This window comes from Streptomyces sp. NPDC051576 (assembly GCF_040681835.1).
In the GTDB taxonomy this organism is placed as follows: domain Bacteria; phylum Actinomycetota; class Actinomycetes; order Streptomycetales; family Streptomycetaceae; genus Streptomyces.
Genome location: NZ_JBFAZO010000010.1, coordinates 104,935 through 121,096 on the forward strand (window position 1 = coordinate 104,935; position 16,162 = coordinate 121,096).

The window sequence follows — 16,162 nt, forward strand, 5'->3', positions numbered from 1 at the left end:
CGTACGGGACCTCCCCTGTGCGCTGTCAGCGCCATCAGGCAGCATGTCCTGCATGTCCGTACTGACGCGCGACGAAGCGCAGACCCGTGCCAGGCTCCTCGACGTCCACCGCTACACGATCGAACTCGATCTGACGACGGGCGAAGACACCTTCGACTCCCGCACCGTCATCCGGTTCACCGCTCGTGCCGACGCGGACACCTTCGTCGAAGTGAAGCCCGCCGAGCTGCGCTCCGTCACCCTCGACGGCCACCCCCTCGACCCGGAACAGCTCGTCGAGAACCGGCTGCCGCTGCCCGGCCTCACCGCCGGCGAGCACGAACTGCGCGTCGACGCGAGCATGCGCTACTCCCGCACCGGCGAGGGCATGCACCGCTTCACCGACCCCACCGACGGCGAGACCTACCTCTACACCCAGCTCTTCATGGAGGACGTCCAGCGCGTCTTCGCCGCCTTCGACCAGCCCGACCTCAAGGCCGTCTTCGACCTCTCCGTGAAGGCCCCCGAAGGCTGGACCGTCCTCGCCAACGGCATCACCGAACACCTCGGTGAAGGCCACTGGCAGGCCGCCCCCACCCCCCTCATCTCCACCTACCTGGTCGCCGTCGCCGCCGGCCCCTGGCACTCGGTCCGCACCGAACACCGCGGCCTGCCCTTCGGCATCCACTGCCGCCGCTCCCTGGCCCCCCACCTCGACGCGGACGCCGAGGAAATCCTCGACATCACCCGCCAGTGCTACGACCGCTACCACGAGAAGTTCGAGGAGCCCTACCCCTTCGACTCCTACGACCAGGCCTTCGTCCCCGAGTTCAACGCGGGCGCCATGGAGAACCCCGGACTCGTCACCTTCCGCGACGAGTTCATCTACCGCTCCGCCGTCACCGACACCGAGCGCCAGACCCGCGGCATGGTCATCGCCCACGAGATGGCCCACATGTGGTTCGGCGACCTCGTCACCCTCCAGTGGTGGGACGACATCTGGCTGAACGAGTCCTTCGCCGAGTACATGGGCTACCAGACCCTCACCGAAGCCACCCGCTTCACCGACACCTGGACCGACTTCGGCGTCGTCCGCAAGGCCTGGGGCTACGACGCCGACCAGCGCCCCTCCACCCACCCCGTGGCCCCCGAGAACGTCGACGACACCGCCTCCGCCCTCCTCAACTTCGACGGCATCTCCTACGCCAAGGGCGCCTCCGCACTGCGGCAGTTGGTGGCCTGGCTCGGCGAGAAGGACTTCCTCGCCGGCATCAACACCCACTTCGCCCGCCACAAGTTCGCCAACGCCACCCTCGCCGACTTCATCGACTCCCTCGCCTCGGGCACCGAACGCGACGTCCACGCCTGGGCGGACTCGTGGCTGCGGACGACGGGGGTGGACACCCTCACGCCCGAAGTCGGCGCGGACGACGGCCACTGGCGCTTCAGCATCCAGCACGAGGGAAGCCGCGGAGTCTGGTCCAAGCCCGACCCCACCCAGAACCACGCCGGGCTCACCCATCTCACCACCCTCGAATCACCCCCGGCCGTCCGCCCGCACCGCATCACCATCGGCCTCTACGACCACGACCTCCACGACGCGAGCCGCCTGATCCCGCGCGACCGCTTCGAGGTGGACCTCGCCCGCGAGGGCGGCAAGCTCATGAGCATCGGCGGCCCACGCCCCGCCCTGGTCCTGCTCAACGACGGCGACTTCACCTACGCCAAGATCCGCTTCGACGCCGAGTCCCTCGAAACGGTCCGCACCAGCCTCTCCGGCCTGCCCGACCCCCTCACCCGCGCCGTCGTCTGGAACGCCCTGCGCGACGCCGTCCGCGACGCCGAACTCCCCGCCTCCGCCTACCTGGACGCAGCCCGCGCCCACCTCCCGCACGAGACGGACCTCGCCCTCGTCCAGGGCGTCCTCGCCTTCGCCTCCGCCCAGGTCACCGACCGCTACCTCACCCCCGAGGCCCGCCCGGTCGCCCTCGCCACCCTCACCGCCCTGTGCCGCGACCTCATCCGCCGCACCGAGGACGGCTCCAACCCCGGCCTGCGCCTCATCGCCGTACGCCACTTCATCGACGTCGCCGCCCACCCCGAGACCATCGCCGCCTGGCTCACCGAAGGCACCGTCCCCGGCGGCCCGGAGCTCGACCCCGAGCTGCGCTGGCGCGTCCTGGGCCGCCTGGCCGTCCTCGGAGCCACCGACGAGACCGCCATCGCCGCCGAGTTGGAGCGCGACCCCTCCGCCACCGGCCAGGAAGGCGCCGCCCGCTGCCGCGCCGCCCTCCCCGACCCCGAGGCCAAGCGCACCGCCTGGGAAGCGATGTTCACCACGGACAACCTCTCCAACTACCTGTTCACCGCGACGGCCCAGGGCTTCTGGCAACCCGAACAGGCCGATCTGGTACGGGAATACGTGCCCCGCTTCTACAAGGACGCCGTGGCCGTAGCCGCCCGCCGCGGCCCCGCCATCGCCACCGCCGTAGGCCGCTGGGCCTTCCCCACCCACGCCGTAGACGCCGAAACCCTCCACCTCGGCGAGGAATGCCTCCGCGACGCCGACCCCAGCCCGGCCCTACGCCGCAAACTGATCGACGAACTGGACGACTTGGCAAGGGCGTTGCGGGTCCGCGAGGCAGGCGCCTGAGTCCAAGGGGCTTCGCCCTTCCAACGCAGGCCGGCACAATCCAGCCCGTCCGGCGTTTGAGGACGAGGCCCCTTAAGGGCCGAAGCGGGGTATCTGGGGGCGGCAGCCCCCAGATACCCGAGCACCAACACCCCGCACCGAACAACCGCCAAAGCGCCGCAGGCCCCCGTACCCCCTTTCGGGTTCTGATCGTTGTTCTCCCGGGCGCGTCGACCCAACCAGGTCCAAGCTGGAACCCTCCCCGCCCCGCGCCCCGGAGGACAGCCCATGAGCCACGTGCCCCTCGCCTCAGGACCCGAAGGCCCCGACGCCCTGCGGCCGTTGCTCGACACCGTCCTCACCGCGCTCGACACCGGCCGCCGGGCCCGCGGCGGACCGCTGCCGGCCGGCGGCCCGGACGCCGTCGCCGCACGCGTCGCGGACATCGTGGGGGACGTACTCCCGGACGAAGGCGACCCGGACGCCCTGCGCACCCTCGTGCACGCGCTCGCGGAAGGCGCCGCCGACCCCGCCGACCCGCTCTGCGCAGCACACCTGCACTGCCCGCCGCTCGCCGTCAGCGCCGCCGCCGATCTCGCCGTCAGCGTCCTCAACCCGTCGCTGGACTCCTGGGACCAGGCCCCCGCCGCCTCCGCCCTCGAAGCCCTCGTCACCCGCACCCTCGCCCACGAGATCGGCCTCGCCGACGCCCTCGTCACCACCGGCGGCACCGAAGCCAACCAACTCGCCCTGCTGCTCGCCCGCGAAGCCCACAGCTCCGCCGTGCAGTTGGTGTGCGGAGGCAACGCCCACCACTCCCTGCCCCGCGCCGCCTGGCTCCTCGGCCTGCCCGACCCCGTCGTCGTCCCCACCCCGGCCGGCACCCTCGACCCCGCCGCCCTCGACAGGGCCCTCACCGCACTGCCCCGCGCCCGCGGCTCCGTCCTGGTCGCCGCCACCGCCGGCACCACCGACGCCGGCCTCATCGACCCGCTCCCCGAGATCGCCGGCCTGTGCGCCGCCCACGGCGCCCGCCTCCACATCGACGCCGCCTACGGCGGAGGCCTCGTCTTCAGCGACCGGCACCGCGATCGACTCGCCGGCCTCGACCGCGCCCACACCGTCACCCTCGACCTGCACAAACTCGGCTGGCAGCCCGCCGCCGCAGGCCTCCTCGCCGTACGGCACCCCCGCGACCTCGCCGCCCTCACCCAGCGCGCCGACTACCTCAACGCCGACGACGACACCGAAGCCGGCCTCCCCGACCTCCTCGGCCGCTCGACGCGCACCACCAGACGCCCCGACGTCCTCAAGATCGCCGTCACCCTCAAAACCCTCGGCCGCACCGGCCTCGGCACCCTCGTCGACCAAGTCTGCGCCCGCGCACGGGAGTTCGCCGCCCTCGTCCACAACCACCCCGGCTTCGAGCTCTACGGCCGACCCGTCATCAGCACCGTCCTGTTCCGGCCGGCCGAAGCCACCGACGACGCCGTGGCCGCCGTACGCCGACAACTCCTCACCGACGGCCGGGCCGTCCTCGGCCGGGCCGCGCCCGACGGACGGCTCTGGCTCAAGGCCACCCTCCTCAACCCCCACACCCGGCCCGACGACCTGGCCGCCCTCCTGAAACTGGTGGAAGGACACACCCCCCGATGAACCACCCCCCGACGGGTCACCCCCGGACCCCCAACCCCCCACGCCACGAACCCGATCCACCCCGCGACCTGGTCGGCATCGGCATCGGACCGTTCAACCTCTCCCTCGCCGCCCTCGCCCACCCCCTCACCCAACTCGACACCGCGTTCTACGAACAGCGCCCCGGCTTCGACTGGCACGCCGGCCTGCTCATCGACGGCGCCACCGTCCAAGTCCCCTTCCTCGCCGACCTGGTGACCCTCGCCGACCCCGCCAGCCCCTGGTCCTTCCTCAACTATCTGAGGGCCCGCGACCGCCTCTTCCCCTTCTACTTCGCCGAGCGCTTCCACATCCAGCGCGCCGAATACGACGCCTACTGCCGCTGGGTCGCGGACAACCTCCCCGGCCTCCACTTCGGCCACCAGGTCGACGCCGTCCGCTTCAACCCCGAACGCGACGTCTTCGAGGTCGACTTCACCCAGCTCGACAGCGACGGCGAAGCCGAAGCCCTCGGCCGGAGCTACACCAAGAACATCGTCCTCGGCATCGGCACCGCCCCCTACGTCCCCGACCCGCTCAAGCCCCTCGTCGAAGCCCCCGGCGTCCCCGTCGTCCACGCCGCCGACTACCTCGCCCACCGCGAGCACTTCCTCGCCGCCGAGCACATCACCGTCATCGGCTCCGGACAGACCGGCGCCGAAGTCTTCCTCGACCTGCTCCGCAACCGGCCCGCAGGACACGAGAAGCTCCACTGGATCGGCCGCAGCGAGGCCTTCGCCCCCATGGAGTACTCCAAGCTCGGTCTGGAGCACTTCACCCCCGACTACGCCCGCTACTTCCACGCCCTCGCCGAACCCGTCCGCGACCGCCTCGTCACCGCACAGTGGCAACTCCACAAGGGCATCGACGCCGACACCATCGCCGCCATCCACGACGAGCTCTACCGCCGTACGCTGCACGGCGGTTGGCCCGACGCCGTCCTCACCCCCGGCGTCCGCGTCCGCACCGCCGGCCGCATCGCGACCACCAAGGTCGAACTCCACCTGGAACACATCCAGCAGAACACCCGCTCCCGCCTCACCACCGACGCCGTCGTCCTCGCCACCGGCTACCGCGAACGCCCCCTCGACCGCATCCTCGCCGGACTCGACCCCTACCTCCGCCGCGACAGCGCCCAACGCCCCTGTGTCGACGAGCAGTTCAGACTCGTCCTCGACCCCTCCGTCACCGACTCCGGCTGCCAGGTCTACGTCCAGAACGCCGAACTCCACACCCATGGAGTCGGCGCCCCGGACCTCGGTCTCGCCGCCTGGCGCAGCGCCACCATCCTCAACTCCGTGACCGGCAAGGAGCCTTACCCACTGCCGGGCCGAACGGCGTTCACGACCTTCGGCCTCGACCCGCAGGCCCAGATCCCGCCGGCCCGCGAGGCCCGCACCCTCACACCACTCGTCGAGGGACGCTAAGAAAATGAAGGGGCAGCCCTAGAACACCGGCGTCCCGTTCCGCGTCAACTTCCAGTCCACCGAGGCGAAGTCCGCCGGATCCAGCACACCCTTCGCGGTCACCCACTCCGCGATCCGCGTACGGATCTCCGTCGACTCCGACCACACCTCGGTCGCCGACGCCACATGCGGGAACGCACCACCGCCGTTCGCCCGGTAGTTGTTCACCGCCAGCACGAACTGCTGCGCGTCGTCCAGCGCCGCACCGCCGTAGGTGAGGTTCTTGATCCGCGAACCGGCCGCCTGCGCGATGTCGATCTCGTACGAGAACCCCGACACATAGTCGTAGTTGTAGTCAGGACGGCCGTTCGCGTTCGTCAGCTTCTCCGGATCGACGGCCACGTCCGCCGCCGTCTGCACGAAGTACTCCGCCGAGTACTCCAGATACGCCCGCACCTGAGCACCCGTCAGCACCTTCGCGACCAGCGTGTTGTCGTACACGTACAGACCCGACAGATCCCGGATCGTCACCTCGCCCGCCGGGATCTGAGAGGTCCGCGAGAACGGCGACGCCTGCGCGATCACCGGCAGCGAGGCGTACGCCGTCCCCGCCAGCGCCGCCTTCACCACGTCCTCCTGGACCTTGGTGATCAGGTCGATGATCGGGGCGTCCTTGTACCGCGCGTCGACGGTCGTGAGCGTCGAAGTCGCCGTACCGACCACCTGGTTGACGTACTCCACGACCAGAGCGTGCTCGTCCTTCAGCAGCCTGGTGATCTTCGGATCGTCCGCGACCGTCTTCGCGTCCCGCAGCGAGGCCGCCACCGACTCGACCGTCCAACGCCCCTTCTCGAAGACCAACTCGAAGTCGAACACGCTCAACCGCTCGGCGTAGCACAGCGGTTCGGACAGCACGACGGTCTTCCCCGTCGCCGCGTTCACGACCTTCAACTCCGGGATCTCCGCATGCGCGTGCCCGACGAGGATCGCGTCGATCCCCGGCACCTGCTGCGCGACCAGCGCCGCCGAGTTCTCCACATACGGGAGCTGATCACCGTACGACGACGTCCCCGACGACCCCGAATGCGCCGACACCACGACGACGTCCGCCCCCATCGACCGAAGCTTCGGCACCCACTTCGCCGCCTGCTCCTCAAGACCCGGGAACGTCAACTTCCCCTGCACATACGCCTTGTCCCAGATCGCGATCCCCGGGTTCGTCAGCCCCAGCACCGCCACCTTCACCGGCGGCGCGCCCGGCACCCGGAACTTCTTGATGAAGTACGGAGGGAACGCCGGCTTCAGCGTCTTCGCGTCCAGCGCGTTCGCCCCCAACAGCGGGAAACGGCACTGGTCCTCGAACTTCCGCAGCGTCTCGATGCCGTAGTTGAACTCGTGGTTGCCCAGCGCCGCCGCGTCGTACCCGATCGCGTTCATCGCCTGCGCCATCGGATGCACCGGCCCGCCCTTGGCGGTGATCGGATCCACCTTCGCGAAGTAGTACGTCAGCGGGGTGCCCTGGATCGTGTCGCCCGCGTCCAGCAGCAGCGTGTTCCGCCGGCCCTTCTCCGCGCGGATCTGGTTCACCAGGGTCGAAACCCGCGCCAGACCCATGGCGTTGCCCTTGGCGTCCGTGTACTCGGCGTCCTTGAAGTAGTCCCAGTTGAAGACATGACCGTGCAGGTCGGTCGTGCCCATGACGGTGAGGGAGTACCGCTTGCCGTGCCTGCCGGGCTTCTTCTCCGCGGCCTGCGCCGCCGGAGCCGCGGCCGCACCGGCCAGGGCGACACCCGCGCCCGTCGCGGCGGACTTCTTCAGGAACTTCCGGCGGTTCAAGGGCATGTCTGGTTCTCCTCAGGGAACGGTCAACAACGCGCGTAGATTCTTACTCGCTTCTTACCGCAGGCGACAGACTCCTCAGGTTTCGATCTGATGACCGGCAGACGGCACACCTGACAGAGTGGGACGTATGACCACCCCCACCCCGGACGACCCCCAACCCGCCGTCCCCTACGGCACACCCGACGCCCCCCGCATCGCCGTCCGCGGCGAAGCCCGCCTCGAAGTCGACCCCGAGATCGCCCGCATCGGCATCACCGTCGCCGCCCGCGGCCGCGACCGCCGCGCCGCCCTCGACGACCTCACCCGCCGCAACACCACCGTCCTCGACCTGGTCAAGAGCTACGGCGAAGCCGTCGAACGCCTGGAGACCGGCGGCTTCGCCATCACCCCCGAACTCGCCGAACACGGCCGGGGCGAACGCATCCGCCGCTACCACGGCAGGGTCAACATCACCGCAGAACTCGCCGACTTCACCGCCCTCGGCGAACTCACCACCCGCCTCGCCGACCTCGAACTCACCCGCGTCGACGGCCCCTGGTGGGCCCTGCGCCCCGACTCACCCGTCCACCGCCAGGCCCGCCAGCAAGCCGTACGCGAAGCCGTCCAACGCGCCCGCGAATACGCCGAAGCACTCGGCACCACCCTCGCCGCCCTCGTCGAACTCGCCGACATCGGCGCCGAGAACGCCCAGCCCTACGGCGCACCCCCCACCCGTATGCGCTCCATGTCCCTCGCCGGAGCCGCCGCCGAGGACACCGCCGCCGCACCCCTCGACCTCGAACCCCAACGGCAACACGTGTACGCCCAGGTCAACGCGCGCTTCACGATGGCACCGCCGAGCCTGTGAACGGAGCCCGTAATTCGACCGTTCGAACGCTCATTGGAGCACCCGGTCGCACATTCAAGCCTTGTCAATAACCCTTCACCCAAAGGTTGTTGAGTAGTCATGCACGGCGAATTCCCTACCGGCCGGTAAGCCCTAGGCTCGCATCATGCGCCGAGCAAAAATCGTCTGTACGTTGGGCCCCGCCACCGACTCGTACGACCAGATCAAAGCCCTGGTCGAAGCCGGAATGGACGTAGCCCGCTTCAACCTCAGCCACGGCACCCACGCCGAACACGAGGAGCGCTACCAGCGCGTGCGAAAGGCCTCCGAAGAGACCGGCCGAAGCGTCGGAATGCTCGCCGACCTTCAAGGTCCGAAGATTCGACTCGGCCGCTTCACCGAAGGACCCGTACTCCTTGAACGCGGAGACACCTTCACCATCACCGTCGAGGAAGGCGCCGAAGGCGACCGCCAGTCCTGCGGAACGACCTACACCGGCCTCGCCGCCGACGTCACCCCCGGCGAGCGCGTCCTCGTCGACGACGGCAAGGTCTGCCTCGAAGTCACCGCCGTCGACGGCCCCCGCGTCCACACCAAGGTCGTCGAAGGCGGCATCGTCTCCGACCACAAGGGCCTCAACCTCCCCGGCGTCGCCGTCTCGGTCCCCGCCCTCTCCGACAAGGACGAGGACGACCTCCGCTGGGCGCTGCGCTCCGGCTTCGACGTCATCGCCCTCTCCTTCGTCCGCAGCGGCAAGGACATCGACGACGTCCACCGCATCATGGACGAGGAAGGCCACCGCCTCCCCGTCATCGCCAAGGTGGAGAAGCCCCAAGCGGTCGACGCCATCGACGACATCGTCGCCGCGTTCGACGGCATCATGGTGGCCCGCGGTGACCTCGGCGTCGAAATGCCCCTGGAGCAGGTCCCGATCGTCCAGAAGCGCGCGATCAAACTCGCCAAGCGCAACGCCAAGCCGGTCATCGTCGCCACCCAGATGCTCGACTCGATGATCGAGAACTCCCGCCCCACGCGCGCGGAGGCCTCGGACGTGGCCAACGCCGTGATCGACGGCACGGACGCGGTGATGCTCTCCGGCGAGACCAGCGTGGGCAAGTACCCCATCGAGACGGTCCGCACGATGGCGAAGATCGTCGAGGCGGCCGAGGAGGACATCCTCGCCAAGGGCCTCCCGCCCCTGACCGAACGCAACAAGCCCCGCACCCAGGGCGGCGCGGTCGCCCGCGCGGCGGCGGAGATGGGCGACTTCCTCGGCGCGAAGTTCCTGGTCGCCTTCACCCAGTCCGGCGACACGGTCCGCCGCCTCTCCCGCTACAGGTCCCCCATCCCCCTGATGGCCTTCACCCCCGACCCGGCCACCAGGGCCCAACTCACCCTCACCTGGGGCGTGGAGACCTTCCTCGGCCCCCACGTCGACTCCACCGACGCGATGGTCGACCAGGTCGACGAACTCCTCCTGAAGTACGGCCGCTGCGAAAAGGGCGACATCGTCGTCATCACGGCGGGTTCCCCGCCCGGTGTCGCCGGCTCGACGAATCTGGTCCGGGTCCACCACATCGGCGAGGACGACAGTCCCAAGTAGGGGCGGGGGGTCAGTATTTGGGGCCTATGTGGGTGTCCATGAGGGCGACTGAGGCGCGGCGGGCGACGGATACGTTGAAGGGGTCGCTGCCACGGGCGAGGGTTGTCCACTCGACGCCGACTTTGTCGAGGGCGTCGGTGAAGAGCTTCCGGATGTCGTCCGACTTGTTGGCGAAGAAGTACCGCGGGTATTCGTAGCGCTTGCGCTCACCGGCGACCATGCGGGTCGTCCAGTTGGTGATCCGGCAGCCGTCGGAGTGGATCAGGCCCCGGATGAATTCCCAGGGGTGGGCGTCGATGATGTCCTGTTGCCAGGGGGCGAGGGCAATAGGACGTTCGTGCTTCTTCCCGGGGCCGTGTTGAGGGAACAGGCAGTGCAGGTGCTTCGAGTAGACCTTCACATTGCGGCAGCCAACCCGCCGGACTCGGCACACGGAGTTGTCGGGAAAGACGGCGCGCACGGCTTCTTCGCAGTCGTCCATGAGCCCGGGCCATGACTCGTCGCACGCGATCATGAGGCTGGGTACGCGGTGCGCCGAGTACTGACTGATGTGGCCGTCTCCGAGATAGAGACCGAGTACATAGCTGTATGCCGCGTGGTCGAGGTCGCGTCCGTCGCAGCGTGGACACTTCGCGTCGTGTTTCCCTGGGCACTCGCCGCGTTTAGCGCGGTCCACGTGCTTCCAGTAACCGACCGTGCCGAGCGGCACGGCGAGCCACATCGGCGTTCCGCGCGCCGTTGCGGAGCAGGGTCAGCGCCTTGTGTCGAACCTCAGTCCCGTGAAAGTCCATGCGAACACTCTGCGTGAGTGATCGATATCGGACACAGCAAAAAGCGGAGGATCACGCGAACGTGATCCTCCGCTTCAGAGGTGCCGGGTGCGGGAGTCGAACCCGCACGTCCTTTCGGACAGATGTGTTTGAGACATCAGCGTCTGCCATTCCGCCAACCCGGCTGGCCAACCCCAGAGGAGTGTACCGGTTCCCCGTGCGGAGTCGCAGCTAGGTAGGCTCTTGCCCAGCACTACCCCCGTGCCCTGAACAAGGAGCCCCCCGTGACCGCCCCCGAGTCGCCCCAGCCCGTGGACGCGCCCGACGACGACAAGTCGCACGTGCCTCCGCTGACGACCCGTGTCGTCATCGCCGAGGACGAGGCCCTGATCCGGCTCGATCTCAAAGAGATGCTGGAGGAGGAGGGGTACACCGTCGTCGGTGAGGCCGGTGACGGTGAGGAGGCCGTCGAGCTGGCTCGTGAGCACAAGCCCGACCTCGTGATCCTCGACGTGAAGATGCCCAAGCTGGACGGGATCTCCGCCGCCGAGAAGATCGCCGAGGAGTCCATCGCACCCGTACTGATGCTCACCGCCTTCTCGCAGCGCGACCTCGTCGAGCGGGCCAGGGACGCCGGTGCGATGGCGTACCTGGTGAAGCCGTTCAGCAAGAGTGACGTCGTGCCCGCGATCGAGATGGCCGTCTCGCGCTTCACGGAGTTGAAGCAGTTGGAGCAGGAGGTCGCCGACCTCACGCTGCGGCTGGAGACCCGCAAGCTGGTCGACCGGGCGAAGTCGATTCTGCAGACGGAGTACGGCCTGAGCGAGCCCGCCGCGTTCCGCTGGATCCAGAAGACGTCCATGGACCGTCGGATGTCCATGCAGCAGGTCGCCGAGGCGGTCATCCAGGACGCCGACGAGAAGAAGTCCGGGAAGGGCTGACACCCGCGACGGTACCTGTACCTACGACGAGGCCCGCACCCCCGAAGCTGGGGGCGCGGGCCTCGTCGTAGGAGAGGGGCAGGGGCTCAGTCCTCGCCCAGGTACGCCTTGCGTACCGACTCGTCGTGCAGGAGGTCCTCGCCGGTGCCGGAGAGGACGATGTTGCCGACCTCCATGACGTGGCCCTGGTCGGCGAGGGAGAGGGCCGCCTGGGCGTTCTGTTCGACCAGGAGGATCGTCGTGCCCGACGCCTTCAGTTCGACGATCGTCGCCATGATCTTCTGCATCATGATCGGCGAGAGGCCCATGGAGGGCTCGTCGAGCATCAGAAGTTTCGGCTGGGACATCAGGGCGCGGCCCATCGCCAGCATCTGCTGCTCACCGCCGGAGAGGGTTCCCGCGGCCTGCTTCTGACGTTCGCCGAGGATCGGGAAGAGGTCGTAGGCGCGCTGGATGTCCTTCTCGATGCCTTCCTTGTCCTTGCGGAGGAAGGCGCCGAGTTGGAGGTTCTCGGCGATGGTGAGGCGGGGGAAGATGTGCCGGCCTTCGGGGGAGTGGGCCAGTCCGAGGGCGACGATCTTGTGGGCGGGGACGTTCTTCAGCGGCTTGCCGTCGAAGGTGATCTTCCCCGAGGCGGGCTGGAGGAGGCCGGAGAGGGTGCGGAGGGTCGTCGTCTTGCCGGCGCCGTTGGTGCCGATGAGGGTGACGACCTGGCCGGCCTCCACGCTGAAGGAGATGCCCTTGACGGCTTCGATCTTGCCGTAGGCGACCCTGAGGTCCTCGACCTCCAGTAGTGCGGTCACTGGGCTTCTCCCTTGGTGCTGGTCGTGCTCTCCGCGTCCGTCGGTGCTGCCGTGGAGTCGGCCTCGAACGGTTCGCCCAGGTAGGCGGCTACGACGCGTTCGTCGGCCTGGACGACGTCGGAGGTGCCTTCGACGAGCTTCTCGCCCTGGACTAGGACGGCGACGCGGTCGCAGAGGTTGAAGATGAAGCGCATGTCGTGCTCGATGACGAGGACGGCGATGCCCTTGTCGCGGATGGCGAAGACCAACTCCTCGGTCGCCCGCGTCTCTTGGGGGTTCATGCCGGCCGTCGGCTCGTCCAGGAGGAGGAGGCCGGGTTCGGAGGCAAGCGCCCGCGCGATCTCCAGCTTGCGCTGCTCGCCGTAGGGGAGGTTGCGTGCCAGGTGGTCGCGCTTGTGGGCGAGGCCGATGAACTCCAGGAGTTCCATGGCGCGTTCCTCGCTCGCCTTTTCGGCCTTCTTGAAGCCGGGGCCGCGCAGGAGGGCGGACCAGAGGCCCTCCTTGGTGCGGGTGTGGCGGCCGACGAGGACGTTTTCCAGGACCGTCATGTTGGCGAACAGGCGGATGTTCTGGAAGGTGCGGGCGATGCCGGCCTTGGTCACCAGGTGGGGCTTGGGCGGGAGCACCGTGCCCTGGTAGGAGACGGTGCCCTCGGTGGGGACGTAGAGGCCGGTGAGGCAGTTGAAGAAGGTGGTCTTGCCGGCGCCGTTGGGGCCGATGAGGCCTACGATCTCGCCGGCGTTGACGGTGAAGTCGACGGAGCGGACGGCGGTGAGGCCGCCGAAGCGCATGGTGACGTCACGGGCTTCGAGTACAGGTGTCGTCATGGCTCTCTACGCCCCTGCCTTGGTGATGGCGGGTTCGGTCAGGGTCGTGGTGTCCGGTACGTCGAGTTGGCCGGTCTCGTGGAATTCGAGCTGGCGTCGGCGGTTGGGGATGATGCCTTCGGGGCGGAAGCGCATCAGGAGGATGAGCGCGATGCCGAAGGCGAGGAGTGACTTGTCCTGGAGGGCGACGAGCTTCTCCGGGAGCAGGTAGAGCAGGGCCGCGCCGAGGAAGGGTCCGGAGACGGTGCCCATGCCGCCGAGGACTACGGCGGCGAGCAGGAACGCGGAGTTGGGCGGGGCCGCTCCGGCGAACTGGTACGGGTTGGGCACGACGCTGTAGGTGACGTGCGCGCTGACCGTGCCCGCGAGGCCGGCGAGGGTGGCGCCGAGGGCGAAGGCGATGAGCTTGACGCGGAAGCCGTTGATGCCCATGGCGGTGGCGGCGGTCTCGTCCTCGCGGATGGCGATCCAGGAGCGGCCGATGCGGGAGTCGGAGGCGCGGCGGTAGATCGTGACCACGAGCGCCATGATCAGGACCATGAGCAGGTAGTAGTTGGCGAACCGGCCGATCGTGAAGCTGCCGATGTCGTGGCTGTCACCGAAGTTGAAGCCGAAGAACGACAGGTCGGGGATGGACGGGATGCCGTTGGGGCCGTTGGTGATGTCGGGGCCGGAGACGCCGTCCATGTTGTTGACGGCGATGCGGAAGATCTCTCCGAAGCCGAGGGTCACGATGGCGAGGTAGTCGCCGCGCAGGCGCAGGGTGGGGGCGCCGATGAGGACGCCGAAGACCAGGCTGGCGGCGGCGCCGGTGAGGGCGGCGGCCCAGAACGGGAACTGGACGCCGGAGAACTTGGAGAACTCGGAGCCGGAGACCAGGGCGGCCGTGTAGGCGCCGACGCCGAGGAAGGCGACGTAGCCGAGGTCGAGGAGTCCGGCGAGGCCGACGACGATGTTGAGGCCGAGGGCGACGGTGCCGAAGATCAGGATGTTGACGCCGAGGTTGGCGTAGTGGTCGTTGGTCTGGGTGAAGGGGAAGGCGATCGCGGCGACGAAGCCCATGGCGAGGGCGAAGCTGCGGTTGTTCGCGGTGAGGTGGCTGAACCGGTCGAAGAGACCGGCGGTCTGCAGCGCCCAGGCGGTGAAGACGACGACGATGAGGAAGCCGACGAAGAGTTCGTCCTCGGCGTCGATGCCGTAGGCGAAGACGGTGAGGGCGAGGGCGGCGACGATCGTGATGACCAGTCGCTGTATCCAGGGTGCGGTGGCCTGGGGGGCCGGGATGCGCTCGGGCTTGGCGATGGACGCCTTGAGCGCTTCCTTGGTGGTGTCGGTGGCGGCCTGCGGGAGGGCGAGGGCGCCGATGACGGGGAGCAGGGAGGCGACGGCGGCGATGTAGGTGCCGGGCTCCCAGTTGACGATGCCGCCGAGTTCGGCGGCGATCGAGATGACCGTGTACCAGGTGACGGCGAAGCCGCCGAGGGCGGTCAGGACGAGGGGTGCGTTGTTGCGGGCGGGCAGCAGCCAGCCGAGTCCTCGGATGCCGTAGGTGGAGAGGGCGAAGACCGCGGTGATGAGGCCGGCCACGAGGCTGAGGACCTGGAGGCCGCCGGGGTAGCCGTTCACGGTGAGGTCGCCGGGGAAGTCGGAGGTCCAGGTCCAGCGCAGGAACGTGGAGGCAGTGGTGGCGATGCCGCCGACCAGGAGCAGGGCGCGGGCGGCCCCGAGGGGCAGCGGGATGATGCCCCGCTGTGTCGCCGGTGCCGGTGTGGCGTCGGTGGGCGGGGTGTCCGGGGTTTTGGTCGTCTCGGTCATGTGATCACGCCCTGTCCGCGACGCGTTCGCCGAGCAGGCCTTGTGGCCTGAACAGCAGTACGAGGATGAGGAGACAGAAGGCCCAGACGTTGGCCCAGCTGGAGCCGCCGAGCTGCTGCATGCCGGGGATGTGGCTGATGTAGGCGGAGGCGAGGGTCTCGGCCACGCCGAGGACGACGCCGCCGAGCATGGCGCCGTAGATGTTGCCGATGCCGCCCATGACGGCCGCGGTGAAGGCCTTGAGGCCCATCAGGAAGCCCATGCGGTAGTCGATGTTGCCGTACTTGAGGCCGTAGGAGACGGCTGCCACGGCGGCGAAGAAGCCGCCGATGGCGAACGCGACGACGATGATGCGGTTGGTGTCGATGCCCATGAGCTGGGCGGTGTCCGGGTCCTGCGCGGTGGCCTGCATGGCGCGGCCGGTGCGGCTCTTGCGGACGAACCAGGCGAGGCCGGACATGCACACGATGGCGGCGACGACCAGGAAGATGTCGGCGTCGGAGATGGTCACGGAGCCGATGTCGTAGTTGGCGTCGAGGCTGGGGAAGGAGCGGGCCTTGTCGGCGCCCGGGTAGAAGTTCCGGACGAGTTCCTGGAGGGACAGGGAGAGGCCGATGGCGGTGATGAGGGGGGCCAGTCGTGGTGCTTGCCGCAGGGGGCGGTAGGCGAATCGTTCGGCCCCTACCGCGACGAGGACGGAGACGATTCCGCCGCCGATCAGCATGAGTGGTACGGCGACCACCATCGAGGTGCCGTCGGGCAGGATGTAGGCGTAGACCGTGAGGGCGCCGAAGGCCCCGGTCATGAAGATCTCGCCGTGCGCGAAGTTGATGAGCTGGACGATGCCGTACACCATCGTGTAGCCGATGGCGATCAGCCCGTACATCGAGCCTAGGAGCAGCCCGTTGGCCAGCTGCTGCGGCAGGGTGTTCACCGCGTGGCCTCCATTGTCGCTGGGGTCGTGTGCACAGATCGCGTGCCTGGGGGTGGGGGTGTGACAACGGGCCGCGCGGTCGGGATCCTCCTTCCGCGCGGCCCGTGGTG

11 protein-coding genes, 1 tRNA gene and 1 pseudogene are annotated in these 16,162 nt (G+C 68.9%); 6 read left to right on the forward strand and 7 right to left on the reverse strand.

Translation table 11 applies throughout. The annotated features are described in order from the left end of the window. The first annotated feature begins 52 nt into the window (after positions 1–52). From pepN to AB0M63_RS30085, 3 genes are all read left to right on the forward strand, one after another. On the forward strand, positions 53–2,632 hold the full coding sequence (pepN, locus tag AB0M63_RS30075; RefSeq protein WP_366021646.1) for an aminopeptidase N: 2,580 nt from the start codon (positions 53–55) through the stop codon (positions 2,630–2,632). Positions 2,633–2,899: 267 nt separating this feature from the next. After that, positions 2,900–4,267: a pyridoxal-dependent decarboxylase gene (locus AB0M63_RS30080; RefSeq protein WP_366021647.1), complete on the forward strand. Its 1,368-nt coding sequence runs from the start codon at positions 2,900–2,902 to the stop codon at positions 4,265–4,267. Then, complete coding sequence (locus AB0M63_RS30085) at positions 4,264–5,712, forward strand: SidA/IucD/PvdA family monooxygenase (RefSeq protein WP_366021648.1); 1,449 nt, start codon at positions 4,264–4,266, stop codon at positions 5,710–5,712. The genes AB0M63_RS30080 and AB0M63_RS30085 overlap by 4 nt, the downstream gene beginning before the upstream one ends. Before the next feature lie 18 nt (positions 5,713–5,730). Here the strand turns inward: AB0M63_RS30085 and AB0M63_RS30090 are convergent, their stop codons facing one another. Then, a complete protein-coding gene (locus AB0M63_RS30090; protein ID WP_366021649.1) occupies positions 5,731–7,533 on the reverse strand; it encodes a 5'-nucleotidase C-terminal domain-containing protein in 1,803 nt (600 codons plus the stop codon). A gap of 127 nt (positions 7,534–7,660) precedes the next feature. Between AB0M63_RS30090 and AB0M63_RS30095 the strand changes: the two genes are divergently transcribed. Together AB0M63_RS30095 and pyk are read left to right on the forward strand one after the other, a co-directional pair. Then, positions 7,661–8,380 carry an SIMPL domain-containing protein gene (locus tag AB0M63_RS30095; RefSeq protein ID WP_366021650.1) on the forward strand — a complete coding sequence of 240 codons (720 nt, stop codon included), beginning with the start codon at positions 7,661–7,663 and terminating at the stop codon, positions 8,378–8,380. Positions 8,381–8,525: 145 nt separating this feature from the next. Beyond that, a complete protein-coding gene (gene pyk / locus AB0M63_RS30100) occupies positions 8,526–9,962 on the forward strand; it encodes a pyruvate kinase (protein WP_366021651.1) in 1,437 nt (478 codons plus the stop codon). Positions 9,963–9,972: 10 nt separating this feature from the next. On the opposite strand, the pseudogene AB0M63_RS30105 reads toward pyk, so the two are convergent. Both AB0M63_RS30105 and AB0M63_RS30110 read right to left on the reverse strand, forming a co-directional pair. Beyond that, positions 9,973–10,753: pseudogene (locus AB0M63_RS30105) on the reverse strand (helix-turn-helix domain-containing protein). A gap of 81 nt (positions 10,754–10,834) precedes the next feature. Continuing rightward, positions 10,835–10,917 (reverse strand) — tRNA-Leu (locus AB0M63_RS30110). 99 nt (positions 10,918–11,016) lie between these two features. On the opposite strand from AB0M63_RS30110, the gene AB0M63_RS30115 reads away from it, so the two are divergent. Further along, complete coding sequence (locus tag AB0M63_RS30115; RefSeq protein WP_355912388.1) at positions 11,017–11,673, forward strand: response regulator; 657 nt, start codon at positions 11,017–11,019, stop codon at positions 11,671–11,673. Positions 11,674–11,759: 86 nt separating this feature from the next. Here the strand turns inward: AB0M63_RS30115 and AB0M63_RS30120 are convergent, their stop codons facing one another. Genes AB0M63_RS30120 through AB0M63_RS30135 form a run of 4 tightly spaced genes read right to left on the reverse strand, consistent with a single transcriptional unit; the run spans position 11,760 to position 16,052 of the window. Then, positions 11,760–12,476: an ABC transporter ATP-binding protein gene (locus AB0M63_RS30120; protein WP_355912385.1), complete on the reverse strand. Its 717-nt coding sequence runs from the start codon at positions 12,474–12,476 to the stop codon at positions 11,760–11,762. Further along, a complete protein-coding gene (locus tag AB0M63_RS30125) occupies positions 12,473–13,303 on the reverse strand; it encodes an ABC transporter ATP-binding protein (RefSeq protein WP_355912382.1) in 831 nt (276 codons plus the stop codon). Before AB0M63_RS30125 ends, AB0M63_RS30120 begins: the two co-directional genes overlap by 4 nt. Before the next feature lie 6 nt (positions 13,304–13,309). Further along, positions 13,310–15,118: a branched-chain amino acid ABC transporter permease gene (locus tag AB0M63_RS30130; protein ID WP_355912379.1), complete on the reverse strand. Its 1,809-nt coding sequence runs from the start codon at positions 15,116–15,118 to the stop codon at positions 13,310–13,312. 4 nt (positions 15,119–15,122) lie between these two features. Then, positions 15,123–16,052, reverse strand: a complete 930-nt coding sequence (locus AB0M63_RS30135; protein ID WP_355912376.1) for a branched-chain amino acid ABC transporter permease — start codon at positions 16,050–16,052, stop codon at positions 15,123–15,125. Positions 16,053–16,162 lie beyond the last annotated feature (110 nt).

What these genes read in the sequence shown, in the direction of transcription:
- pepN (WP_366021646.1), top strand. Translation starts at nt 53, where the DNA reads ATGTCCGTACTGACGCGCGACGAAGCGCAGACCCGTGCCAGGCTCCTC.
- AB0M63_RS30080 (WP_366021647.1), top strand. Translation starts at nt 2,900, where the DNA reads ATGAGCCACGTGCCCCTCGCCTCAGGACCCGAAGGCCCCGACGCCCTG.
- AB0M63_RS30085 (WP_366021648.1), top strand. Translation starts at nt 4,264, where the DNA reads ATGAACCACCCCCCGACGGGTCACCCCCGGACCCCCAACCCCCCACGC.
- AB0M63_RS30090 (WP_366021649.1), bottom strand. Translation starts at nt 7,533, where the DNA reads ATGCCCTTGAACCGCCGGAAGTTCCTGAAGAAGTCCGCCGCGACGGGC.
- AB0M63_RS30095 (WP_366021650.1), top strand. Translation starts at nt 7,661, where the DNA reads ATGACCACCCCCACCCCGGACGACCCCCAACCCGCCGTCCCCTACGGC.
- pyk (WP_366021651.1), top strand. Translation starts at nt 8,526, where the DNA reads ATGCGCCGAGCAAAAATCGTCTGTACGTTGGGCCCCGCCACCGACTCG.
- AB0M63_RS30125 (WP_355912382.1), bottom strand. Translation starts at nt 13,303, where the DNA reads ATGACGACACCTGTACTCGAAGCCCGTGACGTCACCATGCGCTTCGGC.
- AB0M63_RS30130 (WP_355912379.1), bottom strand. Translation starts at nt 15,118, where the DNA reads ATGACCGAGACGACCAAAACCCCGGACACCCCGCCCACCGACGCCACA.